The sequence below is a fragment of the Bordetella genomosp. 13 genome, from assembly GCF_007679965.1.
GTDB lineage: Bacteria > Pseudomonadota > Gammaproteobacteria > Burkholderiales > Burkholderiaceae_B > Bordetella.
Genome location: NZ_VEHL01000007.1, coordinates 56,485 through 82,262 on the forward strand (window position 1 = coordinate 56,485; position 25,778 = coordinate 82,262).

Here is a 25,778-nt window from a genome sequence, read left to right on the forward strand (position 1 = left end):
ACCGGTTCAGGGCCGCACGGTGAAGGCCCACTGGCCGTTGGTCTTGTGGCCGTCCTTGGACAGCACTTTCCAGGTCACCACGTAGCGGCTGGGCGGCAGCGGCTGGCCCACCGCCAGCACCAGGGTCTTGCCGTCGCCCTCGGCCAGCGCGGCGCGGCCCAGGTCGAGCGCCTTGCCGTCCGGGCCGGCCACGGACAGGCTGGAGAACGCGGGCTCCAGGCGCTCGGTGAAGGTGGCGCGGATGGCCGCGGGCGAGGCCACGGCGCTGCCGGCGGCGGGCGTGGCGTGGTCCAGGTGGGCGTGCGCCCAGGCCGGCCGGGGCGCCAGCACGGCGGCGGCGCAGGCCAGCGCGGCGGCCAGCGCGGCGGCCAGGGCAGCGGTTTGCTGGATGGCGTTCTTCATCATCGATGACTCCCTTCGCGCGGCCGACGCCGCGCCTGCCGCCAAGCTTAGACCGTCGCGCTGACGGCCGCCCAAAACCGTCGGGCCATGGGCCACGGGATTCGGACCGGCGGACGCGGGATCGCGCCGCGTGCCGGCTCAAAACGGACGGAACACCGTCACCGAGACGTAGTCCTTGCGCGGCCCCTTCACGTCATGGCGGATCATGAAGGACCCGTCGGGCCGGAACTCGTAGACCGTGTCGTACTGGTCGGCGCCGCAGGGATGCGTGGCCGCGCCGCGCAGCACGTCGCCGTCGGCCGCCAGCCGCACCTCGTGGAACAGGCGTGGCTCAGCCTCGTCGAACCAGACGCTGAAGCCGTGCTCCAGCGCGAAATACAGGTAGGACCGGTGCGCCTGGATGGCCTGCCCCGTGGGCAGCACCAGCGTGCCGGATTCCTCGTAGCGCAGGTGGTCGCCCTGGCCGGGCAGGAAACGGGCCTGTCCGGTCATGCTGGCCTGGTTGGAGATGCCACGCTCGAAGGTCCACGCGCCGGCCAGGCGGCCGAACACCTCGTGGACCGGCCAGCGCGGCTCGTCCGGGCTGGAAGAAGCAGAGGAATCAACGGAGGAACGGGGCATGGCGCGGCACGCCGGCGGGCGCGAAGGAAAACGGGGACATGGCTTGGACACGTGGACGAAGCCCATAGCGTAACGCCTTGCCGCCGCATGGCCGGCCACCATGACACCTTGTCGTCCAGTTTCCGGACAGTGGTCTGGGCCAGCTTGTCATGATTTATCATGGCCGACTCGCTGCCCTCTTCCCCGTAGGATTATCCGTCGTGAAAGTCATAGACAAGTCGACCAAACTCAACGCCGTTGCATACGACATCCGCGGTCCCGTCCTGGACCGGGCCCGGGAAATGGAAGAGGCAGGCCAGCGCGTCATCAAGCTGAACATCGGCAACGTCGCCGCCTTCGGCATCCAGCCCCCCGACGAGATCGTGCAGGACATCATCCGCAACGTGGCCGACGCGGCGGGCTATACCGACAGCAAGGGCCTGTTCGCGCCGCGCAAGGCCGTGGTGCACTACATGCAGAGCAAGGGCGTCCAGGGCGTCGACGTCAACGACGTCTACCTGGGCAACGGCGCGTCCGAACTGATCTCGATGAGCATCAACGCGCTGCTCAACGACGGCGACGAACTGCTCATCCCCTCGCCCGACTTCCCGCTGTACACGGCCGTCACCGGCCTGTCCGGCGGCCGCCCGGTGCACTACCTGTGCGACGAGGAATCGGGCTGGCTGCCCGACATCGCGGACATCCGCGCCAAGATCACGCCGCGCACCCGCGGCATCGTGGTCATCAACCCGAACAACCCCACGGGCGCCCTGTACCCGCGCGAAACGCTGCTGGAAATCCTGCAGGTGGCGCGCGAGTTCAGCCTGGTGGTGCTGGCCGACGAGATCTACGACAAGACCCTGTACGACGGCAACACGCACATCAGCATGGCATCGCTGTGCGACGACGTGCTGATCCTGACCTTCAACGGCCTGTCCAAGAACTACCGGTCGTGCGGCTATCGCGCGGGCTGGATGGTCGTCTCGGGCGAGAAGCGCCACGCGCAGGGCTACATCGAAGGCCTGAACATGCTGGCCTCGCTGCGCCTGTGCTCGAACACGCCGGGCCAGCTGGCGATCCAGACCGCGCTGGGCGGCTACCAGAGCATCGACGACCTGGTCGGCCCCAACGGCCGCCTGCGCCGCCAGCGCGACCTGGCCTACGAGCTGCTGACGCAGATCCCGGGCGTGCACGTCATGAAGCCCAAGGGCGCGCTGTACCTGTTCCCCAGGCTCGACCCCAAGGTCTATCCGATCCAGAACGACCAGCAGTTCGCCTACGACCTGCTGGACCAGGAACGCGTGCTGATCGTGCAGGGCACCGGCTTCAACTGGGTCAACCACGACCACTTCCGCATGGTGTTCCTGCCCAACATCGAAGACCTGACCGAAGCCATCGGCCGCATCGACCGCTTCCTGGCGCGCATGCGCAAGGAAGCGGTTTGAACGATACCGCCTGACGACCCCGCGCGATCACGGCCAGGCCAGCGCGCGGACGCTTTCCTTCAGCGGGGCTCAGCCGCGCACGGCGAAGATCGCATTGGCCTTGAGCGCATTGCGGTCGCCCACCTTCAGGTGGCAGGTGGCGTAGATCAGCCTGCGGCCGCGCTTGTCGATCGTGACGTGCGCCTCGACCCAGTCGTCCATCTTCACGCTGCTCAGGTAGTCCAGCGCCATCTGCGCCGTGACCACCGCCGTGCCGGTCTCCTCGACCAGCACCGTGCCCAGCGCGCAATCCACCAGCGTGGCCAGGAAGCCGCCGTGCGCGATGCCGTGCACATTGGCGTGCGACGGCGCGATGCGCACCGCCAGCACGTTCCTCGATGGATCCCAATACAGCGGGCCGAGATCGGCCATGTGGGTCATGAAGGCGCTAGTGGAGTCCCAGGGGACGTAGTTGTCGGGAATGTTCAAACGGGATCCTACGGTCAGGCCTGGACGGACGCGCCAGGCATCGGAGGCAAGATAGCAGACCCGCCCGGCGAGGGCGGAAGCCGTAGCCGGGCGCGGCCGCCCCGCCCCGCCCTCAGCGGCTAGGCACCGAACTCCCGCCGGATCGCATCCGTGTGCTCGCCCAGGCCCGGCAGCCCGCGCAGCGCCCTGGGCGACTCGCGAAAGACCGCAGGCGGCGCGACCACGTGCACGTCGCCGTTGGCCGTGGGCAGCGCCGCCCGGCGCAGGTGCGGATGCGACGACAGTTCCTGCACCCCGTTGATCTCGGCGTAAGCCACCTGCGCCTGGCGCAGCCGGTCCTTCACCTCGTCCATGGACAGGCGCGCCAGGATGGCCTTGATCTCCCCGTCGAGCCGGTCGCGATTCTTCACCCGCGACATGTTCGTCGCGTATTCCTCGACCTGCAGCAACTCGGGCCTGGCCAGCACGCGGGCGGCGAAGCGGCTCCATTCGCCGTCGTTCTGCACGCCGATCAGGATGGCCCTGGGTTCTCCCCCCTCGCTGCCCACCGGGTACGCGCCATACGGCGCGATGGTGGGATGCGCCAGCCCGACGCGCGGCCAGACCGTTCCGGCGTAGTCGTAGTGCAGCAGCGGAACGGTCATCCAGTCGCACATCGCATCGAACAGCGAGACGTGGATGGCGCTGCCCTGGCCGGTGCGCTCCCGCTCCAGCAAGGCCTCGAGGATGGCCGCGTGGGCATACATGCCGGTGCCGACGTCGCAGGCCGAGATGCCGATGCGGCCCGGCGCCTCGGGCGTGCCCGTCACCGACGCGATGCCGCTTTCGGCCTGCACCAGCAGGTCGTAGGCGCGCATCCCCGCGTTCGGGCCCGTTTCGCCGTATCCGGTGATGTCGCACGTGATCAGCCGCGGATGACGTTCGCGCATGGCCTCCCATCCGAACCCGGCCCGCGCCGCCGCGCCCGGCCCCAGGTTCTGGATCAGCACGTCGGCCTTTGCGATCAGCCGCTGCAGCAACGCCGCATCCTCGGGCTGCGTATAGTCCAGCACCACCGACTCCTTGCCCCGGTTCAGCCAGACGAAGTAGGTGCTGTCGCCGTTGACCGCGTTGTCGTAGCCGCGCGCGAAATCGCCTTGCGCGCGCTCGATCTTGATCACTCGCGCGCCCGCGTCCGCCAGGCGGCTGGATGCATACGGCGCCGCGGCGGCCTGTTCCACGGCAACGACGGTGATGCCTTCAAGTGGGTAACCCATGTACGTCTCCGACCTTCAAGAATGTTGTCATGCGCGTCTACACGAACGCGTGGGCGATGCGCGCCGTGCCCTCGGCCACCGCGAGACTGCTGCGGTCCAGGACGCGGCATTGGAATTGCACTTCCTCCGTATCCGGCCAGATGTCCATCTCCAGCGTCTCGCCGGGATAGACGATGCCAGCGTAACTTGCCGACAGGGCCCGCAGGCGCACGGGCCGGCCCGCGCAGACAGTGTCGATCAGTCCCAGGCCGCAGATGGCCAGCGAGCACAGCCCGTGCAGGATGGGCCGTTCGAATCCCGCCTGGCGGGCGACGTCGGGATCGGAATGCAGCGGATTCATGTCGCCGGACAGCCGGTAGACCAGGCCCTGAATGGGCAGGGTCCGCCAGCGGAAACGAAACGCGGGCGCGGCCGCCGGCGGCTGGCCGCGCGGGCGCGCCGGTGCGGGCGCGCCGCCGAAGCCGCTGTTGTCGCGCGCCAGCGCGGTGGCCTTCAGCACGGCCAGCAGGTCGCCCGACACCGCATCCACCAGGTCGCGCTCCCAGTGGATGCGGGCGCCCTTGGACCCGCAGTCGTATACGGCGGACACGCGCGTCTGCGACCGGACCACCCCGCGCGCCGGCAAGGCGCGATGGAACTCCATCCGGTGCGACAACGCCACCAGCCGCTGCCACACGATGCCCAGCGCGGGATCGCGCATCCATTCGGTGGGACTGGCCAGCACCGCGGACATCATCGGCAGCGTCGCGACCGGATCGCCCTGCACGTGGCGCAGCTGTTCCGGCGCGCAGGGATCCTGCCCGAGGCCCAGGCCCAGCGCATACAGCATGCAGTCGCGCTCGTCGTAGGCCTGCGTCACGGCAGGAAAGGCGTGACCGGCCAATCGCGACAGGTCGGCGCGGGTACCGTCCGTCATGCGTGCTCCCCGCCGGGCAAGCCCGCCAGCACTTCGGCCGTGTGCTCGCCCAGCCGGGGCGGGCCCAGGCGGATGCCGCCGGGCGACGCGCCCAGCCGCACGGGCACGTCCGGCATCACCAGCGGCCCTTCGGTGGGATGCTGCCAGGTATGGAAGAAGCCGCGCTGCGCCAGGTGCGGATCCGCGCGCAGCGCGTCCATGCCATGAATGGGGCCCGCCGGCACGTCGGCCGCCGCGAGCATCGACAGCCATTGCGCGGTCGTATACCGCGCCAGGCCCTGCTCCACGATCTCGTACAGTTCCCCGATGTTGCGGATGCGGTTGCCGATGGTGCCGAATCGCGGGTCGCCGGCCAGCTCCGGGCGCTCGATCAGGTCGAACAGCCTGCGCCACTGCGCGTCGGTGTTGGCCACCAGGCTGATGTGCCCGTCCCGCGTGGCCAGCGGGCGATGATGCGAGCTCTGCACGCGCAAGTAGCCCCGCCACGGCTCGGCCTGCCCCGGCGCTGACGCCAGCACGCCGTCCGCCAGGTGCTCCAGCAGATTGAACGCGGCCATCGTCTCGAACATCGGCACCTCGACCTTCTGGGCCTGCCCAGTGCGCTCCCGATGCAGCAACGCAGTGGTGATGGCATGCGCCAGATAGACGCCGCACAGCTTGTCCGAGATGAGCGCGGGCCAGTACGACGGCTGGCCGTCCGCGGCCCCGTTGACGCCCGCGATGCCGCTCAGGCCCTGGATCACGTCGTCGTAGGCGGGGCGGTCGAAATACTCGCCGCCGGCCCCGAACCCCTGCGCCGACGCATGGACCAGGCGCGGAAACGCCGCGGCTAGGTCCTCGTGCGCCAAGCCCAGGCGGGCCAGCGCCGCGCTGCGCATGTTGTGCACGAAGACGTCCGCGCCGGCCAGCAACCGCCGCAGGTCCCGCATGCCGTCCGGCGCCTTCAGGTCCAGCACGACGCTGCGCTTGTTGCGGTTGAGGTTGAGGAAGAACGACCCCATGCCCGGGTTGCGGCTTGCGCCGATGCCGCGGGTCGGGTCGCCTTCGGGCGGTTCGATCTTGATCACGTCGGCGCCCATGTCCCCCAGCATCTGGGTCGCGACGGGTCCGAACACGAAATTCGAGGCATCGATCACGACGATGCCCGACAACGCTCCCTTGCCTGCCATTCAGGTTCTCCTATGCGCTGGCCGCGGCCGCGCGTTTGGCGGCCCGGTCTGCGGCGGCTTTCAGGACATCGTTGCCGATGATGAGCTGCTGCACCTCGGTGGCGCCCTCATAGATGCGCAGCGCCCGCACGTCGCGGTACAGCCGCTCCACGACCGAGCCCACCTGCACGCCTGCGCCGCCATGCATCTGGACGGACGAATCGACGATGAACTGCGCCGCCTCGGTGGCCTCGAGCTTGGCCATCGCCGCCTCTCGCGTGACGCGCAGTCCCTGATCGCTCATCCAGGCCGCGCGGTAGACCAGCAATGCGGCGGCATCGGCGCGAGTGGCCATCTGCGCGATACGGGCCTGCGTGAGCTGCAGGGCGCCCAGCGTCGTGCCGAACAGGCTGCGCGAATTGGCGCGCGCCACGGCCGCGTCCAGGGCGCAGCGCGAGAATCCCACCGCGGCTGCGGCCACCGACGTGCGGAACACGTCCAGCGTCCGCATGGCCAGCTTGAAGCCCTCGCCCTCCTGGCCCAGCAGCCCGTTCGCGGGCACCCGGCATTGCGCGAAGCGCAGCCGGGCCAGGGGATGCGGCGAGGTCACGTCCAGGCGCTGCGCGATCTCGAGGCCCGGCGCGTCGGCATCCACGATGAACGCCGAGATACCCTTGGAGCGCTGCGAGCCTGGCGTCCGGGCGAAGACCACGTAGAAGTCGGCGATGCCGCCGTTCGAGATCCAAGTCTTCTGGCCATCCAGCACGTAGCCGTCGCCGTCGCGCCGCGCCGAACACGTCATCGCCCCCACGTCGGATCCCGCCTCGGGCTCCGACAGGGCGAACGCGGCGATGCGCAGGCCTGCCATCACGGCCGGCAGGTAGCGCTCGCGCTGCGCCTGCGTGCCCGCCAGCGTGATCGCACCGGAACCGAGCCCCTGCATCGCGAAGGCGAAATCAAGCAGGGCATGGCGCCGCGCCAGGGTTTCGCGCGCCAGGCAGATCGAGCGGGAATCCAGCCTGCCGCCCGTGGCATCCGTGCCGACGCACAGGCGCAGCCATCCGGCCTCGCCCAGCGCCTGCACGATCTGCCGGCAGGCGGCGTCGACGGCCGCCCGCCCGGGCTGGGGATCGGACAGCGCGGGCAGCTGGACCGCATCGGCCCAGGCCCCCAGTTCACGCGCCAGTTCGGCGTGGCGGGCGTCGAAGAACGGCCATCGGAAAGGGTCCGGGTCAGGCGCATTGCCATGCATGCAGGTCTCCTCGAAACGCTGGACAAATAATTATGCTACGTCGTAGTATTAATTTAACGCAGTTGCCCACCGCAGCGCCAGCCCCGATCCGGGCATGGCCCGGCAACCGGGAAGATCAGGAGAAGAACTTGGGTAGAAAACGCGAAATCGGCACGCCCGCCGGGGATGAAAAGCAGCTGGCCATCCTCGATGCCGCGGCCGCCGTGTTCATGAAGCAAGGCTTCGCGGCCACGTCGCTGGACGACATCAGCGACAACTACGGCGCCTCCAAGGGGATCATCTACTACCACTTCCGCAGCAAGACGAACCTGTTCTTCGCCGTCCAGCGGCGCGCCATGGAACTCACCCGCGAAGGCATCCACGGCATCGCCACCGGGCCGGGCACGCCGCGCGAGCGCCTGAAGGCGATGGCGGTCGCCCACACGCTGGTGATGATGGAGCACCTGGACTATCTGCGCGTGGCGGCCCAGGGCCTGGAGATGCACCTCAGCGGCCGCACCACGGAAGAGGAACGCCAGGAGATCTCCAGCATCACCGAGCTGCGCGACGGCAACGAGAAACTGTACCTGGACGTCATCCGGCAAGGCGTGAGCAGCGGCGAGTTCCGTCCCGTCAATGTCCGTGTCGCGGTCAAGCCGCTGCTGGGCGCGCTGAACTGGACCTCGCGCTGGTACCACCCGCGCGACGGCGAAACCCGCGCCGACCGCCAGCAGCTGGCCGAGGAGATCGCCAATTTCGCGGTCCACGCCCTGCTGCCGGAACGCGCCCTGAAGGCCGTCAAATGACAGACAAGCTGCTCGTCCAGAAGACCGGCCCGGTCACGACTCTCATCATCAACCGTCCCGAAGTCCGCAATGCCCTGGACCTGGAGACGACCGCGGCCCTGGGCGCGGCGCTGCGCGCGTTCGAGGCGGACGAGAACGCCCGCGTCGCGGTGCTGTGCGGCGCGGGCGGCAGCTTCTGCGCGGGCGCCGACCTGAAGGAACTGGCCAGCGGCGTCGTCTACGACGCATGGGCCGGCGAAGATGGCCCCCTGTCCCGGCCCTGCGCCAAGCCCGTCATCGCCGCCGTCGCCGGGCATGCCTGCGCGGGCGGGCTGGGCCTGGCGCTGTGGTGCGACCTGCGGGTGGCCGAGCGCTCCGCCTCTTTCGCCGTGCTGTCGCGGCGCTGGGGCGTGCCCATGAGCGACGGCACCACGGTGCGCCTGCCTCGCCTGATCGGCATGAGCCGCGCGCTGGACATGCTGCTGACCGCCCGCATGGTTCCCGCGGACGAGGCGCTGGCCATGGGCCTGGCCAATCGCCTGGTCGAGGACGGCACGGCACGCGCGCAGGCCGAGGCGCTGGCCCACACGATGTGCGGCTTTCCTCCCATCGCCATGGCGTCGGATCGCGCGTCGGCCTATCGCCAGGAGCAACTGCCGCTGGCGCAGGCCCTGGCGGCCGAGAACGAGTTCGCCACGCAGGCCAAGGCCCGCGAGGCGCAGGACGGCGCGGCCCGCTTCGCCGCCGGCGACGGCCGCCACGGGAAGATCGCATGAAGGCGGTGATCGTACAGGCAGGCTACGGACTGCAGAACACCGAGCTTCAGGACGCTCGTGCGCCGGCATTGGGCGAATGCGGCATCCGCATTCAGGTGCGCTCGGCCGGCGTCAGCTTCGCCAATCTGCTGGCCATCGACGGCAAGCACCAGAACCGCGCGGAACCGCCCTTCATCCCTGGCACCGAAGTGGCCGGCGTGGTGCTGGAGTGCGGCCCGGGCGCCTCGCTGTTCAAGCCGGGCGACCGGGTGGTGGCCGGCGTCAGGAAAGGCGGGTTCGCGCAAGAGGTCGTGGCGCCGGAGCACAACGTGTTCGCGTTGCCCGACGCCGTCTCGTACGACGCCGCCGTCCACTTCCCCACCATCTACGCCACGGCATATGCCGCCTTCAAATGGCGTGCCCATCTGGCCGAGGGAGAGACCCTGCTGGTGCACGGCGCGGCCGGAGGCAGCGGCCTGGCGGCAATCGAACTGGGCAAGGCCATGGGCGCGCGCGTCATCGCCAGCGCCAGCAGCGCCGAGAAACTGCGCGTGGCCGCAGAACACGGCGCCGACGTCTGCGTCGACTACAGCATAGACGGCTTCCGGGACGTCGTGCTGGCGGACACCGGCGGGCGCGGCGCCGATGTCATCTTCGACCCGGTGGGCGGCAAGACCTTCGACGAATCGCTGCGCTGCATCGCGCCGGAAGGACGCATCGTGCCCATGGGATTCGCCAGCGGCGTCATACCCTCCGTGCCCGCGAACATCGCCTTGGTCAAGAACATCACGGTAATCGGGCTGTACTGGGGGTACTACATGGGCTGGGGCAGACAATTGCCGCCGGACACCATGCAGGCCAAGGTGCGAAGCGCGTTCGAAGAAATGCTGGCATGGACCTCCGCGGGGCGGCTCAAGCCCAGGACGCAGAGGGCTTACCCGCTCGCCGACTTCCGCGAGGCGTTGCAGGCGCTGTCCGATCGCAGCGTCATAGGAAGAAGCGTGCTGAACCCATAACAAGGCACGCAATCCTGATTACAAGAACCACTGGAGACATATGAACAAGCTACTGACCGTGCTGGCAGCCCTCGTGCTGGCGGCCACCCCTCTCGCCGGCACCGCACAAGCCGCCTATCCGGACAAGCCCGTCAAGCTGATCGTGCCCTATCCGCCCGGCTCGGGCACCGACACCGTCGCCCGGTACACTGCCCGTCGCCTGGAGGGCACGCTGGGACAGCCTGTCGTCGTGGAGAACCGCACTGGCGGCAACGCCATCATCGCCGCGCAGACCGTCATCAACGCCCCCGCCGACGGCTATACGTTGTTGTGGGCCGCGAACGGACCTGTGACCACCAACGTGGCGCTGTACGAGAAACTGCCCTACGATCCCTTGGTCGACTTCGTTCCGGTGGCCCGCGTCGCGTATTCGCCCATGGGCCTGTTCGTGCCCGCCGACTCGCCCTACAAGACCGCGACCGAACTGCTGGACAAAACCAAGAGCGATCCGCTGAAGCTGAACTACGGCAGCGGCAGCGCCACCTACAACATCGCGACCGAGTGGCTGCTGTCCATCGCGGGCGGCCGCGCCACCGCCATCAACTACAAGGGATCGGCCCCCACGATCGCCGATCTGGCGGGCGGCCAGGTCAACTTCGCCATTGCCGAACTGAGCGCCGCATTGCCGCTGGTCAAGGCGGGTAAGCTCAAGCTGCTGGCCGTGACGTCCGAGAAGCGGATGCCGAACACGCCGGACGTGCCAACCCTGCAGGAACTGGGCTACGGCGATTTCTTCCAGGTCGCCTGGTGGGGCGTCTTCGCTCCCAAGGCCACGCCCGCGGACGTGGTGCGCAAAATGGAGAAGTCGCTGCTGGACATCTATGCCGACGCGCAGAGCAAGGCCTATCTGGACGAGAACAATTTCAGCGCCTTCATGGCCAATGGCCAGGAACTGCACCGCTTCCAGAAATCCGAGATCGAGCGCGAAGTGGGCCTGGTGAAGAAATTCAACATTCCCAGGCTCTGAACGCGCTGCCATCGAGCGCGGCGTATGAGCAATGGAAAATGGCGCGGTGCCCCGCGCCATTTTCGTTTTTTGGAACCACGACGCGGCCTCAGTTCGCCGTGATCTTGCGTTCCTTGATCAGCGCGCTCCAGCGCTTGCGCTCGCCCGCCTCGAAATCGGCGAGCTCCTTGCCGCTGATCGTGCCCGGCGTGGCCCCCAGCGCGGCCAGCTGGTCCTTCACGCCCTGCGAGGCCAGCGCCTTGGTGGCGGCGTCGATCAGCTTCTTCTGCGCCTCGTCCGGCGTGCCGGCGGGCGCGTACAGCGCGAACCACGCGGTCACGTCGAAGCCCTTCAGGCCCGACTCGGCCACCGTGGGCACGTCCGGCAGCGCGGCCGAGCGCTGCGCCGAGGTGACGGCCAGCGCGCGCACGCGGCTGCCGTCCTTCAGCTGGGCCAGGGTGCTGGGCAGATTGTCCATCAGGATGTCGATCTGGCCGCCGATCAGTGCGGGCATCGAAGCCGAGACGCCCTTGAAAGGCACGTGCAGCATCTGCACGCCGGCCACTTGCTCGAGGTACGCACCCGTCACGTGCACCGACGAGCCGACGCCCGGCGAGCCGTACGTCATCGGCCGGTCCTTGCTGGCCTTCGCCTTGGCCAGCAGGTCCTGCATGGTCTTCATCGGCGAGTCCTTCTGCACGGCGATGACGTTGGGCGTGGTGAAGACCATCGACAGCGGAGCGAAGTCCTTGACCGCGTCGAACGGCATGTCCGGATAGATGTACTGGTTGATCGTCTGAGTGCCGATGGTGCCCATGGCGATGGTGTAGCCGTCGGCGGGCGAGCGCTTCAGGATGCCCATGCCGATGTTGCCGCCGGCGCCGGCGCGGTTGTCCACCACGATGGACTGGTCCAGGTGCGGGCCCATGGCCTGCGCGATGATGCGCGCGGCGATGTCGGTCGTGCCGCCCGCCGGATACGGCACGATCAGCGTGATGGGCCGTGCGGGATACGTCTGCGCGTGGGCGGCGAAGGCGGTGGCGGCCAGCGCCATCGCGGCCAGCCCCTTCATGATCGACGTGGTTTTCATGGGTCTTGTCTCCGTATTCTACCGAGGCGGTATGTCGCCCGTGCCTCGTTCCGGGCTGCCGCGTCGTCCGGCCCCGGCCGCATGGCGATCCGCCGCACGGCCGATGCAAGGCCGGCCGCGCGGCCGTCAAACCATCAGTTCGATCAGGAACGGCCCCTGCCTGCCGAAGCTGTCCTTCATCAGGTCGGCGCACTGCTCCAGCGTGGTCGCGCGCGCGGCCTCCACGCCCATCGCATTGGCCAGGCCCACCCAGCTGATGCCGGGATTGCCCAGGTCGAGCATGCTCATGGCGGTGGCGCCGGGCGTGGCGCCCACGTTCTTGTACTCGCCGATCAGGATGTTGTACTTGCTGTTGTTCAGGATGATGGTGGTGCACGGCAGCTGCTCGCGCGCCTGGGTCCACAGTGATTGCAGCGAATACATGGCCGAGCCGTCGGCCTGCAGGCTGATCACGCGGCGCTGCTTGCCGGCGCCGAGAGCCGCGCCCGTGGCCACGGGCAGGCCGTCGCCAATGGCGCCGCCGGCCAGGTGCAGCCAGTCGTGGGCCGGCGCGGCATGCGAGAACTTGTAGAAGCCGCGGCCATACGAGACGCTTTCGTCCGACACGATGGCATTGTCCGGCATGACGGCGGCCAGCGTCTGCGACAGGCCTTCCGGCGTGGGCGCGCCGGTGACGATGTCCGGCCGCGGGCCGGGATCGGGAATCTGCGCCTCGGGCGCGCCCAGCGCCCGCGCCAGGCCCGCCAGCGCCTGCACCGCGTCCTGGTCGGGGCGCGACAGCACGTGCAGCTGCGCGTCGCGCGCGTATTGTTCCGATGGCATGCCGGGATAGCCGAAGAAGCCCACCGGCGGCTTCGCGTTGACCAGCACGATGTGCTTGAAGCGCTCCAGCGCCTTGATGGCCATCTCCATCACGTAGGGCACGCGCTCGAGCTGCAGGCGGCCGCGGCCGCGCGACACGTGCGAGGTGACGAAGTCGCCCATCACGGTGGCGCCGGTGGCCTGCGCCACGCGCCACGCCAGCGGCTGCGCCTCGGCCAGCACGGCATGGCCGGCCAGCAGGATCAGCGTGTCCCTGCCGTGCTGGCGCAGCGTGCGCGCCACGTTCTCGATGGCATTGCCGTCGATGGCGGGCGGCGCCGGCACGCTGACCGCCGCGCCCACCGCGCCACCTTCGTTCCAGGACACGTCGGCGGGCAGGATCAGCGTGGCGATCTGGCCCGGGTACACCTGGGCCGCCGCGACCGCCTCGGCCGCGTCGCGGCCCAGCTCTTCGCTGCGCATGCTGGTGCGCACCCATTGCGACACGGTCTGCGCCATGCCGGTGGTGTCGGCGGTGAGCGGCGCGTCGTACGGACGATGGTAGGTGGCCTGGTCGCCCACGATGTTCACGATGCCGCTGCGCGCGCGGCGCGCGTTGTGCAGGTTGCCCATGCCGTTGGCCAGGCCCGGGCCGCAATGCAGCAGCGTGCAGGCGGGCTTGCGCGCGATGCGGAAGTAGCCGTCGGCCATGCCGGTGACCACGTTCTCCTGCAGGCCCAGCACGCATTTCATTCCGGGGATCTGGTCCAGCGCGGCCACGAAGTGCATCTCGCTGGTGCCGGGATTGGCAAAACACGTGTCGATGCCGGCAGCAAGCAACGTCTGCACCAGGCTTTTCGCGCCATTCATCAGGGGATCTCCGGAAAATTTGACCAAAACCCGTCCATTCTTGGCGGGAAGCGGGCGGGCGTAAAGCGATAAAAAATTGTGATCTCGTGAGTATTACTCAACAACTCGCATACACCCGCCCGCGCACGTCAGGGTTAACGATGATCGCTGCGCGGTCCATGCAGCGTGATGCAAACCGCATAACAGCTATGCCGGCGCCGGCCCTGCCTGCCGGCGCGCCGACTTCCTAGACTGGCGTCATCGTCAGAAACCTTTGGGAGCAGGCCTTGCAGCCGCTGTTATCGAACATCAAGGTGCTGGACCTGAGCCGCGTGCTGGCCGGCCCGTGGGCCAGCCAGATCCTCGCGGACCTGGGCGCCGACGTCATCAAGGTCGAGCGTCCCGGGCGCGGCGACGACACGCGCGCCTGGGGCCCGCCCTTCCTGAAGGACGAGCAGGGCGAGGACACCACGGACGGCGCGTACTTCGTGGCCACCAACCGCGGCAAGCGCTCCATCACGCTGGACCTGCAGACGCCCGAAGGGCAGGAACTGGTGCGTACTCTGTGCCGCGACGCGGACGTGGTGCTGGAGAACTACAAGGTGGGCACGCTGGCCCGCATGGGGCTGGACTACGAGGCCCTGAGCAAGATCAATCCGCGCCTGGTGTATTGCTCGGTCACAGGCTTCGGGCAGACCGGTCCGCGCGCGGCCGAACCCGCCTACGACTTCCTCATCCAGGCCATGGGCGGCCTGATGAGCGTGACCGGCGAGCGCGACGACAAGCCCGGCGGCGGCCCGCAGAAGGTGGGCGTGCCCATCGTGGACCTGAGCACCGGCGTGTACGCGGCGCTGGGCATCGTGGCGGCGCTGTTGCGGCGCACGCAAACGGGCCGCGGCGAATACGTGGACGTGGCCATGCTGGACGTGCAGGTCGGCCTGCTGGCCAACCAGGCCATGAACTTCCTGCTGGGCAACCGCGTGCCCAAGCGCACCGGCACCGCGCATCCCAACATACAGCCGCAGCGCACCTTCGCGTGCGCGGACGGCGACATCGTCATCGTGGTCGGCAACGACGCGCAGTTCGTCACGCTGTGCGACGTGCTGGGTCGTCCCGACCTGCCGCAGGACGAGCGCTACACCACCAACGGCCGGCGCGTGAAGAACCAGGCCAGCCTCGACCCGATCCTGGACGGCATCCTGGCCACCCAGCCGCGCGCCCACTGGCTGGCCCGGCTGAAGGAAGCCGGCGTGCCGGCGGGCTCGATCAATTCCGTGCCCGAGGTGTTCGACGACGAACAGGTCGCGCACCGCGCGATGCTGCGCCAGCTGCCGCATCCCGTGGCGGGCCAGGTCCCGCAGGTCATGACGCCGCTGCGCTTCGGCGGCGCCGAGCTGCGCGTGGACCGCGCGCCGCCGCTGCTGGGCGAACACACACAAGAGGTGCTGGCCGAACTGGGGTTGAGCGAGACCCAGATCGACGACTACCGCGCCCGCAAGATCATCTGACAACCCCAAGGGGAGACGACCATGACCATGCCCGAGGCCCTGACCGGCCCGTACACCGCGCTGGACGTGCGCCTGGAGGACGGCGTCGCCGTCATCCTGCTGGCCAATCCGCCCGTCAACGCGCTGTCCACCGAGATGATGAACGAGCTGTCCTGGGTGCTGGACCGCATCTCGGAAACGCCGGAGGTGCGCGCGGTGCTGCTGTCCGGCCAGGGCAAGGTGTTCTGCGCCGGCGCCGACCTGAAGAACCGCGCGGCCACCATCAAGGGCCCCGGCGACCTGCCGCAGCACTCGCGCCGCACCCGCGAATGCTTCCACGCGATCCGCGAATGCAGCAAGCCCGTGGTGGGCGCCATCAACGGCGCGGCGCTGGGCGCGGGGCTGGCCATCGTGGCCTCGTGCGACATCCTGCTGGCGGCTTCGACCGCCACGGTGGGCCTGCCCGAGATCAACGTGGGCCTGCTGGGCGGCGGACGGCACGGCATGCGGCTGTTCAGCCATTCGCGGCTGCGCCGCATGATGCTGACCGGCTACCGCGTGGATGGCGACGAGCTGTACCGCCTGGGCATCGTCGAAGCCTCGGTGCCCGCCGACGAGCTGATGGGCCAGGCCATGGCGCTGGCGCGCGAGCTGGCCTCGAAGAGCCCGCTGGCGTCGGTGCTGGCCAAGCAGACGCTGAACGCCATCGAAGAGATGAGCCTGCGCGACGGCTACCGCTACGAGCAGGACATGACCGCGGCCATCGCCAAGACCGAGGACGCGCAGGAAGCGCGCCGCGCCTTCCTGGAGAAGCGCGAGCCGGTGTTCCAGGGCCGCTAGCCGGTCCTTGCGCGGTATGGCGCCGCGCCCGCGGCAAGCCACCGTCAGCGTGGCGCGGGCCCGGCGCGGCAACGACAAAGGAGACTATCGTCATGGCAGGAGCGCTGCAAGGCGTGAAGGTGCTGGATCTCAGCCGCGTGTTCTCGGGGCCCTGGGCCGCGCAGATGCTGGCGGACTTCGGCGCCGACGTGATCAAGGTGGAACGGCCGGGACGCGGCGACGACGTGCGCCACCAGGGCTATCCCATGCCCGGCCCCGACGGCGCGCCCGGCGGCGAGACCTCGTCCTTCGTGGCGATGAACCGCGGCAAGCGCTCGTTGACCATCGACATGTCGCGGCCCGCGGGGCAGGCGCTGATCCGCCAGCTGGCGCAGAAGGCCGACATCCTCATCGAGAACTTCAAGGCGGGCGACCTGCGCCGCTACGGGCTGGACTACGAGGCGCTGTCGGCGCTGAATCCGCGCCTGGTGTATTGCTCGATCACCGGCTTCGGCCAGGACGGTCCGTACAGCCACCTGCCCGGCTACGATCCGATCTTCCAGTCCATGAGCGGACTGATGAGCGTGACGGGCGTGCCCGATGGCGAGCCCGGCGCCGGCCCGGTCAAGGCGGGCTATTCGGTGTCCGACCTGACGGCAGGCTTCTACGCCGTCTGCGCGATCCTGGCGGCGCTGCGCCATCGCGACCAGGTCTCCGGGCAGGGCCAGTTCATTGACCTGGCGCTCCTGGACGCGCAGATCGCGGCCATGTCGCACATCGGCATGAACTACCTGGCCAGCGGCCAGCAGCCGGCCCGAACCGGATCGGCCTCGCAGATCACCGCGCCGTTCCGCGCCTTCGCCTGCGCGGATGGCCACCTGATGGTGGCGGTGGGCAACGACGTGCAATTCCGCAGTTACTGCCAGGTGATCGGCCTGCCCGAACTGGCCGACGACGCGCGCTTCGCCACCAATCCCAGGCGCGCCGCCGCGCAGGCCGAGCTGTCGGCCCTGCTGGAACCCGCGATGAAGCGGCGCAAGGTGGCGGACTGGAACGAGGCCCTGGAACGCGCCAAGGTGCCCTGCGGCCCCATCTACACGATGGAGCAGGTGTTCCAGGACCCGCAGGTGCGCCACCGCCAGATGCTGGGCCGCATGCCGCATCCGCGCCTGGGCGAGATGCCCTACATCCGCAACCCCATCCACTTCTCGAACACGCCCATCGGCACGGGTTCGCCGCCGCCCGCCCTGGGCGAGCACACCGACGCGGTGCTGGCCGGCGAACTGGGCCTGAGCGCCGAGGACATCGCGCGGCTGCGCGCGCAGGGGATCGTATGAACGGGGCAGCCAGCGGTCCGCGACACGGAGCAACGCCATGAACGCGCAGCTTGAAGAGACGATCGACGAATCGCTGATCGACGAGATCCGCGACAGCGCCCGCGATTTCCTGCGCCGCCGCGACCACAGGGCCCGCAAGCGCCTGGCCGCGCCGGCCGACCGCGCGCAATGGCGCGAGATCGCGGAGATGGGCTGGCTGGGCATGCACGTGCCCGAGGCCCGGGGCGGACTGGGCCTGGGCCTGGCGGCCATGGCGGCTGTCATGGAGGAAGCCGGCCGCGCGCAGTTGCCCGAGCCGCTGCTGGCGGCCGGCGTGCTGCCCGCCGCCGTGCTGGCGCGCCTGGCGGGCAACGCCGGCGCCGATGCCCGCGCGGACCTGCTGGAACGCATCATCGCCGCGGACCTGCTGGTGGGGCTGGCCTGGCAGGAAGCGGACGGCCAGCTCGAGGCCTCGGAATCGGCCGGCGCGTTCGGCGTGACGGCCACGCCGCACGACGGCGCGTGCGTGCTGAACGGCGAGAAGCGCCACGTGCTGCCGGGCGCGGGCGTGGACGGCTGGCTGGTGTCGGCCGACAGCGAAACCGGTCCCGCCCTGTTCTACGTGCCCGCCGACGCGGCGGGCGTCACCGTCACGCCGCATGCGCGTGCCGACGGCTCGCCGGCCTGCCATCTCGCGCTGGAGTCCGTGCGGCCGCAGGCCCTGCTGGGCGGCGTCCAGGTGCTGGAGGCCATCGACGCCGCGCTGGACGCGGCGCGCCTGATGCAGTCGGCCGAGATGATCGGCGCCGCGCGCCAGGTGCTGGCCGACACGGTGGCCTACCTGAACACGCGCCAGCAGTTCGGCAGGACGCTGGCCAGCTTCCAGGCCCTGCAGCATCGCGTCGTGGACGCGGCCATGCAGGTGGAACTGGCCGCCAACAGCCTGCGCGCCGCGCTGGCCGATGTCGATGCCCGAGCCGACGCCGATGCCGACGCCGATGCCGGCGGCAGTGCCGCGGTGCGCGCCGCCGCCAGCCGCGTGAAGGCCCGCGCCGCGCAGGCCTGCCTGCAGGCCGCGCGCCTGGCCGTGCAGTTGCATGGCGCCATCGGCTATACCGAGGAATGCGACGTCAGCCTGTATTTCGCAAGCGCCTTGCACCATGCGGCCTGGCTGGGCAACGCCACGGCGCATCGCCAGCGTTACGGCGCGCTGGCGCCCGAGCCCGCTCCGCCGGACAGCCACGATGGGCACGGCAGCGACGGCACGCCCGACGGCAAAGGCCGCCAGGACGCCTCCGCCGCCGCGCTGGCGCCCGCCCAGGAAGAGTTCCCGCGCGACGCCGACTGGAACGCCATGCCCGAAGAAGACTTCCGCGCGATGCTGCGGCGCTTCTTCCACGCGCACTACCCCGAGCACCTGCGGCACGTGCCCTGGCGGCTGCACTGGGACCAGATCAAGGACTGGTACTACACGCTGTCGCGCCAGGGCTGGATCGCGCCGTCGTGGCCCAAGGAGCACGGCGGCATGGCGCTGTCGCCGGCCCGCCTGATCGCCTACATCGAAGAGGCCGAGCGCCACGGCGTGGCCCGCGCGCCCGACCAGGGCCTGGTCATGCTCGGCCCCATCCTGTTCCGCTACGGCACGGCGCAGCAGCGCGAGCGCTTCCTGCCCGGCATCCTGTCGGGCCAGGACGTGTGGGCGCAGGGGTATTCCGAACCCAATGCGGGCTCCGACCTGGCCGCGCTGCGCTGCGAGGCGCTGGTCGACGGCGACGAACTGGTGGTGACCGGCCAGAAGACCTGGTCCACCCTGGCCCAGGACGCCACCCACATGTTCATGCTGGTGCGCACCGACAAGACGGTGAAGAAGCAGGCCGGCATCAGCTTCCTGCTGGTGGAGCTGGCCAGCCCGGGCGTCAGCCGCAGGCCCATCCGCACGCTGTCGGGCCACGAGGAATTCTGCGAGGTCTTCTTCGACCAGGTGCGGGTGCCGCGCGCCAACCTGGTGGGCGAACTCAACGAGGGCTGGACTATCGCCAAGGCCCTGCTGGGCTTCGAGCGCCTGTTCAGCGGCAGCCCGAAGCACGCCAACCATGCGCTGCAGCAGATCTACGCGGTCGCGCGCCAGCGCGGCCTGCTGGCCGACGCGGCCTTTTGCGACCGGCTGAACGAACTGCGCCTGGACGCGGCCGACCTGACCGCCACCTACGAGGTCTTCGCGGAAATGACGCGCGCGGGCAAGCCGCTGCCGCCCGAGCTGTCGCTGCTGAAGATCTGGGCCACCGAAACGCACGAGCGCCTGGGCGGCCTGCTGATCCAGGCCTGCGAGGAGCACGGCGGCGCGGCCATGGACCAGCGCCACGGCCGGGTGCAGCCCCTGGCGCCGTACGTGAACGCGATGGCGGCCACGATCTTCAGCGGCACCAACGAAATCCAGCGCAACCTCTACGCCAAGCAGGTGCTGGGGCTGCAGGGCGCATGACAGGGCGCGCCGGACGCGCCGCAAAACAAGGAGACATCACGATGAAAAAGAGCCTTACCGCCCTCGCGGGCGCCACGCTGGCGCTGTGCGCGTTGAGCGCGTCCGCCGCCTGGCCGGACCAGCCCATCCGCATGATCGTGCCCTACCCGCCCGGCGGCTCGGTGGACGGCCTGGCGCGCCTGTTGGCGCCCACGCTGGGCCAGAAGCTGGGCACCACCGTCGTGGTGGAGAACAAGGCCGGCGCCTCGGGCACTATCGGCGTGGACGCCACGGTGCGCGCCACGCCCGACGGCAGCACCTTCGGCTTCGGCGTGCCCGGCGCCATCTCGGGCCTGCCGCACGTGATGAAGACACCGTACGACGTGTCGAAGATTCAGTACGTCTCGCTGGTGGCGCGCATTCCCATGGTGTTCATGGTGAACCCCTCGATGTCCGAGACCACGCTGAAGGGCTTCATCGAGGCCGCGAAGAAGCAGCCGGGCAAGTTCAACTACGGCTCGGCCGGCAACGTGACCACGCCCCAGCTGGCGGCCGAGCTGCTCAAGCAGGAGACCGGCATCGACATCATGCACGTGCCCTACAAGGGCGCGTCGCCCGCCATCACGGCGCTGCTGGCCAACGAAGTGCAGATGTTCCCCGGCGACGCCTCGGCGGTGATGGGCTTCCTGAAGGCGGGCAAGCTGCGCGCCCTGGCCGTGGGCAGCGCCACGCGCTTCGAGGGCCTGCCCGACGTGCCCACCACCAAGGAACTGGGCTTTCCCAGCGTGATGGTCGAATCCAACTACGGCGTGATCGCGCCCACCGGCACGCCGCCCGAGATCGTCGACCGCATGGCGCGCGCCATCGCCGACTCGCTGAAGGACCCCGAGCTGCGCCGCAAGATGATCGAGCAGGGCGCGGTGCCCGCGGCCAGCTCGCCCGACGAGTACCGCACGCTGATGGAAGCGGAATCCAGGAAATGGGGCGAGGTGATCCGCAAGGGCAAGCTGGGATTGCAGTGACGCGCGCATGGCGCCCGCGGCGGCCTGCCGTATAGTGTGTCCGCATCCCCTTCCGCCACCGCCACCATGCCATCCGTCAAAGCCGTGGGTCCCAGCCTGGACCTGACCGCAGACCTGCACAAATGGCGCGCCTTCGTCGCCATCGCCGAACTGGGCAGCATCACGCGCGCCGCCCTGCACCTGGACCAGGACCAGTCGGTCCTGAGCCGCCGCATCAACGCGCTGGAGCGCGAGTGCAACGCGCGCCTGTTCAACCGCACCGGCCGCGGCGTGCACCTGTCGGAAGTGGGCGAGCGCCTGTTTCCGCTGGTCCGCACCCTGCTGGAAAACGCCGAGCGCCTGGAGCTCGAAGTGAACGGCCAGGCGCGCGAGCCGGCGGGCGAGGTGACGCTGGGACTGTTGCCGTCGACCTCGCATCCGCTGATACGCCGGTTGTTCTCGCGGCTGCGCCAGCAGTTTCCCAAGGTGCACCTGAAGATCCTCGAAGGCTCCAGCGGACAGATCGAGGAGTGGCTGACGGACAACCGCGTCGACATCGCCATCCTGTACCGCTATGGCGAGAAATCGCCGCCGGGCGAGACCGCGCTGGCCTACGTGGACTCGTACCTGGTGGGCGCGGCCGGCGACGCGCGCACGGCGGCCGGGACCATCGATTTCGAGGCGCTGGACGGGCTGCCCTTCATCCTGCCGGGCGCGCCCAACGGCCTGCGCAATGCGCTCGATGGCCTGGCGCGGGCACGCAAGATCGCCATCGCGCCGCTGATCGAGGCCGATTCCCTGCCCCTGATGAAATCCATCGTCGAGCACGAGAAGATGTACACCGTGCTGCCGCTGCACGCGGTGTGGCAGGAGGTGCAGGAAGGCCGGCTGAGCATCGCCATGCTGCGCAATCCGACGATGGGGCGCGTGATCTCGATGGCATTCGCGCGCGCCAAGGGCCCGGGCCGCACGGTGACGGAAGTGGCCGGGCAGATCGAGGCCCTGGCCCGCGAGATCGGCGCGGAAGGCGTCTGGCACGTCGGCCCCTGACGGGCCGCGCGCCGTATCCGTCGCCGATCAGAAGCCGTACAGGCGCGCCGGGTTGTCCACCCACACCTTCTGGCGCAGGCCGTCATCGCCAAGCCACTGCCAGGCCAGGTCGACCAGCGCGTCGGCCGCCGGCGCCTTATCGCCCATGCGCACGAAGGGCCAGTCCGAGCCCCACAGCACCTGGTCCGGGTTGGCCTGGGTGAACGCGTCGTGCAGATAGCGGGCGTCCGCGTAGTCCGGCGCCCTGCCCACGCGGCATACCGTCAGCTTCATCCAGATCTCGCCGTCGGCCAGCAGGCCGCGCAGCAGCTGGAACACCGCGTCCTGCGGCCCGCGCGAGGCCACCAGGCTGCCCAGGTGATCGATGACCAGCGGAATGCCCAGCCGCGCCAGCGCCGGCAGGTGCTTCGGGTAGACATCGCACGGCGCCCACAGCTGCGCGTGCAGGCCGTGCGCTTTCAGGCGCGGCGCCAGCAGGGGCAGCTGGTCGAAGCCCACGCTGCCCGGGAAGAGATTGCCCGCGGGATCGCGCGCTTCGACGAAGCGCAGCGCGCGCACGCCGCCTTCGTACAAGGCAGCGAGCCGCGCATCGCTGACGCCGGGATCGGCGGCCGCCACGCCGCGCAGCCGGCCCTGCCCGTGCGCCAGCGCGTCCAGCAGCGCCGACGGATCGGTGCCGTAGGGCGCGGGCTGGATCAGCACGCCGCGTTGCGCGCCCAGCGTGTCCAGCATGGCCAGGTGCCGCGCGGCGGGCGCGTCCGGGGCCGCATACGTCGAGGGATGCTGCAGCGGGAAGCGGTCGTACGGGCCGAACACGTGGCAGTGTCCATCGCAGGCCTGCTCGGGCAGCGCGTGGCGTGGCCGCCCCGGCATGCGGGGCGTCTCGACGTGCTCGGGCACGTAGGGAGCGGGCTGCGTCATGCCTGCTCCCTGGGCGGCAGCGGCGCCAGGCGGCTCAGCGCGGGATGCCCGTCCTCGTTGGGCACGTCCAGCGGCTCGGGCGCCTCGTCGGGCATGGGAATCTCGTGCGCGTTCAGCGTCATGGACACCAGCGTGTAGTAGCCGATGACGGCGGTCAGCTCGACCACGCCCACCGCGCCCCACAGCGCCACCGCGCGCTGGTACAGCGCCGGCGCCACCTGGCCGGTCTCCTGCATCTGGCGCGCGTACTCGTAGACCACCTCGTCGGCCTCGGTGTCGAAGGACGGCACGCGGCGCGCCTGGAGGTCCCGCAGCACGGCGGCCGAGATGCCGGCATCGGCGGCGGCCAGGGCGTGGATGTGCCATTCGATCTGGCTGTTCCAGCGGCGCGCCGTGACCATGATGGCCAGCTCGCTGACGCGCGGCGACAGGCTCGTGCCGTAGCGCAGCAGCGCGCCGAAGGCCTGCCAGCGCTCGGCCAGCTCGGGATTGTGCAGGGCGGCGCGCAGCGGGCCGACGAGACGGCCGCGCGGCCCCGAGACGATGCGCTCATACACCTGGCGCTGCGCCTCGTTCATCTCCTGCGGATCGGGCAATGGAATGCGGCTCATGGACGGGTCCTCGTGTAGGGTTCAGGCGGAGGTGTCGTCGGGCTGGCTGCGTGCCACCGAGGGACGCTCGCAGAAGCTGCGGTGCCAGGCGGTCAGCGCCGGGCGGCCTTCGCGCCACGGCTGGTCCGCGAAACGGTAATCCAGGTACGACAGCGCGCAGCCGATGGCGATCAGGCCCAGGTCGAAGGGCGTGGCCTGCAGGGCCGGCGCCTCCGCCTCCAGCGCCTCCAGCGCCGAGCGCGTCTTCAACGCGAAGGACTCGAGCCACGCCGGCGTCTGGCGTTCCGCGGGCTTGTTGCGCTCCTGGCGATACAGCAGCAAGGCATCCATCAGGCCGTCGCCCAGGGCCTGGCGCCGGTCGGCGGTGAGGCGGGCGCGCGGTTCGGCGGGCATCAGGCCCGCGCCGGACAGTTCATTCAGGTAGGCGCAGATCACCGCCGAATCGTAGACCGGCGTGCCGTCGTCCAGCACCAGCGTGGGCAGCTTGATCAGCGGGTTGTCCGGAATCAGGTCGTGATTGGGCTTGTCCATCGCGACCGGCGTGCGCACCAGCGTCACGCGGTCATCGATGCCGGCCTCGTACAGCACGATCATCACTTTGCGCACGAAAGGCGAGCGCGGGGACCAATGCAATTTCATGGACGTCTCCAAGGTTTCGGTGTGGCGTGCGGGCGGTCAATGCCCCTGCGCGGGACGCACCGCAGGGTCGTTGGCCGCCTCGGGCGCGCGCATCTGGAACAGGTCGGTGGTGCGGGCGTACCAGCCCGCGCCCTGCATGCGGCCCAGCAGATGCAGGCTGGGCGTGTCCACGTGGAATCTGCCGGTGGGCGCCAGCGCTTCGTCGCGCAGGTACATCGCCACCACGCGCGCCAGCACGATCACGCGCTGCGGCGCCGCCTCGATCACCTGCCACGTGCGGCATTCGAGCGCGGCGGGGCTCTGCGCGATGCGCGGCGGCGCCACCTTCAGCGACGGCGCCGTGCACAGGCCCGCGCGGACCAGTTCGTCCACGCCGGCCACGTAGTCCAGGCTGGTGTGGTTCATGGCTTCGGCCAGTTCGGCGGACACGGCGTTGACGACGAATTCGCCGGTGTCCAGGATGTTGCGCGAGGTGTCCTTCAACTGGCCGCCGCGCGGTCCGACGCCCAGCGCGATGATGGGCGGATCGCTGCTGACCACGTTGAAGAACGAGAACGGCGCGGCATTCAGTTCGCCCTGCGCCGACTGGCTCACCACCCACGCGATGGGCCGCGGCACCACCACGCTGGCCAGCAGCTTGAAGGCGTCCGCCGACGACAGTTCGCTGAAATCGAAGTTCATGGATGTGTCCTACTTCGCCAGCAGGCCCAGGCGGCCCAGCAATGCCTGCATGTCGCCGCGATCCTTCTCGACGTAGGCCTGCGCCTGTTGCGGCGTCAGCCCCATCAGCTCGATGGCCTGGTCCTGCATGGTACGGCGGTACTGCGGGTCTTCGTTGACCTGCCGCACGGCGTCGCTGAGCCTCTGCACGACGGCCTCGGGCGTGCCGGCCGGCGCGGCCAGGCTGTACCAGGTGGCCGACTGCGCGCCGGCCACGCCCGCCTCGTCGAGCGTGGGCACGTCGGGCATCAGCGGCGAGCGCTTCGCCGCGGCATAGCCCAGCGCCACCAGGCGCCCCTGGCGGATGAACGGCAGGCTGGCCGACAGGTTCAGCATGACCATGTCGATCTGGCCGCCCACCACGTCGTTGATGGCCTGCGAGGCGCCCGGGTAGGGAATATGGTTGAGCTTGACCCCGGCGGCCTGCTGGAACAGCTCGGCGCCCAGGTGGGTCGCGCCGCCCACGCCGGCCGATCCGTAGCTGAGCCTGCCGGGTTCAGCGCGGGCGCGCTTGACCAGTTCGCCCACGGTCTTCACGCCCAGCGCGGGATTGACCGCCAGCATGATGGGCTGCACCGCCACGACCGAGCAGAAGGCGAAGCCGTCCACGCCGTCGTAGGGCGTCTTCTGCATCAGCGGCGTGACCACGTGGCCGGCCGAGGTGCCCAGCAGCAGGGTATAGCCGTCGGGCTTGGCGCGGGCCACGTAGCCCGTGCCGATGGACGCGCCGCCGCCCGCCTTGTTCTCGACGATGACGGGCTGGCCCAGACGCTGTTCCAGGCCGCGCGCCAGGCTGCGCGCCAGCAGGTCCGCGGGGCCGCCCGCCGCATAGGGGTTGACCAGTGTGATCGGCTTGTTGGGATAGGCGACGTCGGCCGCCCAGGCCGCGGGCTGCGCGAAGGCGGCCGCCGCCAGCGCCAGCAGCAGGGACGCCACCCTGGCGGCCCGCCGGCGGGATGGCCGCCGTCCGTTCATTGCCATGCCTGTTGCCGTGCCCGCCGCGCTC

25 protein-coding genes are annotated in these 25,778 nt (G+C 69.8%); 11 read left to right on the forward strand and 14 right to left on the reverse strand.

Features of this window, described 5'->3' with window-relative positions; translation table 11 throughout:
• Positions 1 to 6: 6 nt before the first annotated feature.
• Together copC and FS845_RS17090 are read right to left on the reverse strand one after the other, a co-directional pair.
• The gene (copC, locus tag FS845_RS17085) at positions 7 to 405 is read right to left on the reverse strand and encodes a copper homeostasis periplasmic binding protein CopC (protein ID WP_260986320.1); all 399 of its coding nucleotides are present in this window, start codon (positions 403 to 405) and stop codon (positions 7 to 9) included.
• Positions 406 to 540: 135 nt separating this feature from the next.
• Positions 541 to 1,023: a DUF6314 family protein gene (locus FS845_RS17090; RefSeq protein WP_222130004.1), complete on the reverse strand. Its 483-nt coding sequence runs from the start codon at positions 1,021 to 1,023 to the stop codon at positions 541 to 543.
• 200 nt (positions 1,024 to 1,223) lie between these two features.
• On the opposite strand from FS845_RS17090, the gene FS845_RS17095 reads away from it, so the two are divergent.
• Positions 1,224 to 2,447, forward strand: coding sequence for a pyridoxal phosphate-dependent aminotransferase (locus FS845_RS17095; RefSeq protein WP_144637471.1), 1,224 nt, complete (start codon positions 1,224 to 1,226; stop codon positions 2,445 to 2,447).
• 69 nt (positions 2,448 to 2,516) lie between these two features.
• Here FS845_RS17095 and FS845_RS17100 read toward each other — a convergent pair whose 3' ends face one another.
• From FS845_RS17100 to FS845_RS17120, 5 genes are all read right to left on the reverse strand, one after another.
• Positions 2,517 to 2,867 (reverse strand): PaaI family thioesterase, encoded by a 351-nt coding sequence (locus tag FS845_RS17100; protein ID WP_144638025.1) that lies wholly within the window; start codon positions 2,865 to 2,867, stop codon positions 2,517 to 2,519.
• A 167-nt stretch (positions 2,868 to 3,034) separates the two neighbouring features.
• A complete protein-coding gene (locus FS845_RS17105) occupies positions 3,035 to 4,171 on the reverse strand; it encodes a CaiB/BaiF CoA transferase family protein (RefSeq protein ID WP_144637473.1) in 1,137 nt (378 codons plus the stop codon).
• Between the two features lie 37 nt (positions 4,172 to 4,208).
• Positions 4,209 to 5,087: a MaoC/PaaZ C-terminal domain-containing protein gene (locus tag FS845_RS17110; RefSeq protein ID WP_144637475.1), complete on the reverse strand. Its 879-nt coding sequence runs from the start codon at positions 5,085 to 5,087 to the stop codon at positions 4,209 to 4,211.
• A complete protein-coding gene (locus FS845_RS17115; RefSeq protein WP_144637478.1) occupies positions 5,084 to 6,256 on the reverse strand; it encodes a CaiB/BaiF CoA transferase family protein in 1,173 nt (390 codons plus the stop codon). Before FS845_RS17115 ends, FS845_RS17110 begins: the two co-directional genes overlap by 4 nt.
• 10 nt (positions 6,257 to 6,266) lie before the next feature.
• Positions 6,267 to 7,487 (reverse strand): acyl-CoA dehydrogenase family protein, encoded by a 1,221-nt coding sequence (locus FS845_RS17120; RefSeq protein ID WP_144637480.1) that lies wholly within the window; start codon positions 7,485 to 7,487, stop codon positions 6,267 to 6,269.
• Positions 7,488 to 7,615: 128 nt separating this feature from the next.
• Here FS845_RS17120 and FS845_RS17125 point away from each other — a divergent pair, with 128 nt between their 5' ends.
• From FS845_RS17125 to FS845_RS17140, 4 genes are read left to right on the forward strand one after another with little or no spacing between them, the layout of a single operon-like run.
• On the forward strand, positions 7,616 to 8,272 hold the full coding sequence (locus FS845_RS17125) for a TetR/AcrR family transcriptional regulator (RefSeq protein WP_260986321.1): 657 nt from the start codon (positions 7,616 to 7,618) through the stop codon (positions 8,270 to 8,272).
• Positions 8,269 to 9,027 (forward strand): crotonase/enoyl-CoA hydratase family protein, encoded by a 759-nt coding sequence (locus tag FS845_RS17130; protein ID WP_144637484.1) that lies wholly within the window; start codon positions 8,269 to 8,271, stop codon positions 9,025 to 9,027. Before FS845_RS17125 ends, FS845_RS17130 begins: the two co-directional genes overlap by 4 nt.
• Positions 9,024 to 10,022: an NADPH:quinone oxidoreductase family protein gene (locus tag FS845_RS17135; protein ID WP_144637486.1), complete on the forward strand. Its 999-nt coding sequence runs from the start codon at positions 9,024 to 9,026 to the stop codon at positions 10,020 to 10,022. The genes FS845_RS17130 and FS845_RS17135 overlap by 4 nt, the downstream gene beginning before the upstream one ends.
• 40 nt (positions 10,023 to 10,062) lie before the next feature.
• Positions 10,063 to 11,028: a Bug family tripartite tricarboxylate transporter substrate binding protein gene (locus FS845_RS17140; protein WP_144637488.1), complete on the forward strand. Its 966-nt coding sequence runs from the start codon at positions 10,063 to 10,065 to the stop codon at positions 11,026 to 11,028.
• Between the two features lie 88 nt (positions 11,029 to 11,116).
• Here the strand turns inward: FS845_RS17140 and FS845_RS17145 are convergent, their stop codons facing one another.
• Together FS845_RS17145 and FS845_RS17150 are read right to left on the reverse strand one after the other, a co-directional pair.
• Positions 11,117 to 12,097: a Bug family tripartite tricarboxylate transporter substrate binding protein gene (locus FS845_RS17145; RefSeq protein WP_144637490.1), complete on the reverse strand. Its 981-nt coding sequence runs from the start codon at positions 12,095 to 12,097 to the stop codon at positions 11,117 to 11,119.
• Positions 12,098 to 12,223: 126 nt separating this feature from the next.
• A complete protein-coding gene (locus FS845_RS17150; protein ID WP_144637492.1) occupies positions 12,224 to 13,768 on the reverse strand; it encodes an acetolactate synthase large subunit in 1,545 nt (514 codons plus the stop codon).
• Positions 13,769 to 14,034: 266 nt separating this feature from the next.
• Between FS845_RS17150 and FS845_RS17155 the strand changes: the two genes are divergently transcribed.
• From FS845_RS17155 to FS845_RS17180, 6 genes are all read left to right on the forward strand, one after another.
• On the forward strand, positions 14,035 to 15,255 hold the full coding sequence (locus FS845_RS17155) for a CaiB/BaiF CoA transferase family protein (protein WP_144637494.1): 1,221 nt from the start codon (positions 14,035 to 14,037) through the stop codon (positions 15,253 to 15,255).
• Between the two features lie 21 nt (positions 15,256 to 15,276).
• A complete protein-coding gene (locus FS845_RS17160) occupies positions 15,277 to 16,074 on the forward strand; it encodes an enoyl-CoA hydratase/isomerase family protein (RefSeq protein ID WP_144637496.1) in 798 nt (265 codons plus the stop codon).
• A gap of 92 nt (positions 16,075 to 16,166) precedes the next feature.
• Positions 16,167 to 17,390, forward strand: a complete 1,224-nt coding sequence (locus FS845_RS17165) for a CaiB/BaiF CoA transferase family protein (RefSeq protein ID WP_144637499.1) — start codon at positions 16,167 to 16,169, stop codon at positions 17,388 to 17,390.
• Between the two features lie 37 nt (positions 17,391 to 17,427).
• Positions 17,428 to 19,851 carry an acyl-CoA dehydrogenase gene (locus tag FS845_RS17170; RefSeq protein ID WP_144637501.1) on the forward strand — a complete coding sequence of 808 codons (2,424 nt, stop codon included), beginning with the start codon at positions 17,428 to 17,430 and terminating at the stop codon, positions 19,849 to 19,851.
• Between the two features lie 41 nt (positions 19,852 to 19,892).
• Complete coding sequence (locus FS845_RS17175; RefSeq protein ID WP_144637503.1) at positions 19,893 to 20,852, forward strand: Bug family tripartite tricarboxylate transporter substrate binding protein; 960 nt, start codon at positions 19,893 to 19,895, stop codon at positions 20,850 to 20,852.
• A gap of 66 nt (positions 20,853 to 20,918) precedes the next feature.
• Positions 20,919 to 21,881 (forward strand): LysR family transcriptional regulator, encoded by a 963-nt coding sequence (locus FS845_RS17180; RefSeq protein ID WP_144637505.1) that lies wholly within the window; start codon positions 20,919 to 20,921, stop codon positions 21,879 to 21,881.
• Between the two features lie 27 nt (positions 21,882 to 21,908).
• Here FS845_RS17180 and FS845_RS17185 read toward each other — a convergent pair whose 3' ends face one another.
• The 5 genes from FS845_RS17185 to FS845_RS17205 are packed head-to-tail and all read right to left on the reverse strand — an operon-like array spanning position 21,909 to position 25,747.
• Complete coding sequence (locus FS845_RS17185; RefSeq protein ID WP_144637507.1) at positions 21,909 to 22,802, reverse strand: amidohydrolase family protein; 894 nt, start codon at positions 22,800 to 22,802, stop codon at positions 21,909 to 21,911.
• Positions 22,799 to 23,413 carry a carboxymuconolactone decarboxylase family protein gene (locus tag FS845_RS17190; protein ID WP_144637508.1) on the reverse strand — a complete coding sequence of 205 codons (615 nt, stop codon included), beginning with the start codon at positions 23,411 to 23,413 and terminating at the stop codon, positions 22,799 to 22,801. The genes FS845_RS17185 and FS845_RS17190 overlap by 4 nt, the downstream gene beginning before the upstream one ends.
• A gap of 21 nt (positions 23,414 to 23,434) precedes the next feature.
• Complete coding sequence (locus FS845_RS17195) at positions 23,435 to 24,052, reverse strand: glutathione S-transferase N-terminal domain-containing protein (protein ID WP_144637510.1); 618 nt, start codon at positions 24,050 to 24,052, stop codon at positions 23,435 to 23,437.
• Between the two features lie 36 nt (positions 24,053 to 24,088).
• Positions 24,089 to 24,733, reverse strand: coding sequence for a flavin reductase family protein (locus tag FS845_RS17200; protein WP_144637512.1), 645 nt, complete (start codon positions 24,731 to 24,733; stop codon positions 24,089 to 24,091).
• A 9-nt stretch (positions 24,734 to 24,742) separates the two neighbouring features.
• Positions 24,743 to 25,747, reverse strand: a complete 1,005-nt coding sequence (locus tag FS845_RS17205) for a tripartite tricarboxylate transporter substrate binding protein (protein ID WP_144638027.1) — start codon at positions 25,745 to 25,747, stop codon at positions 24,743 to 24,745.
• Between the last annotated feature and the right edge of the window lie 31 nt (positions 25,748 to 25,778).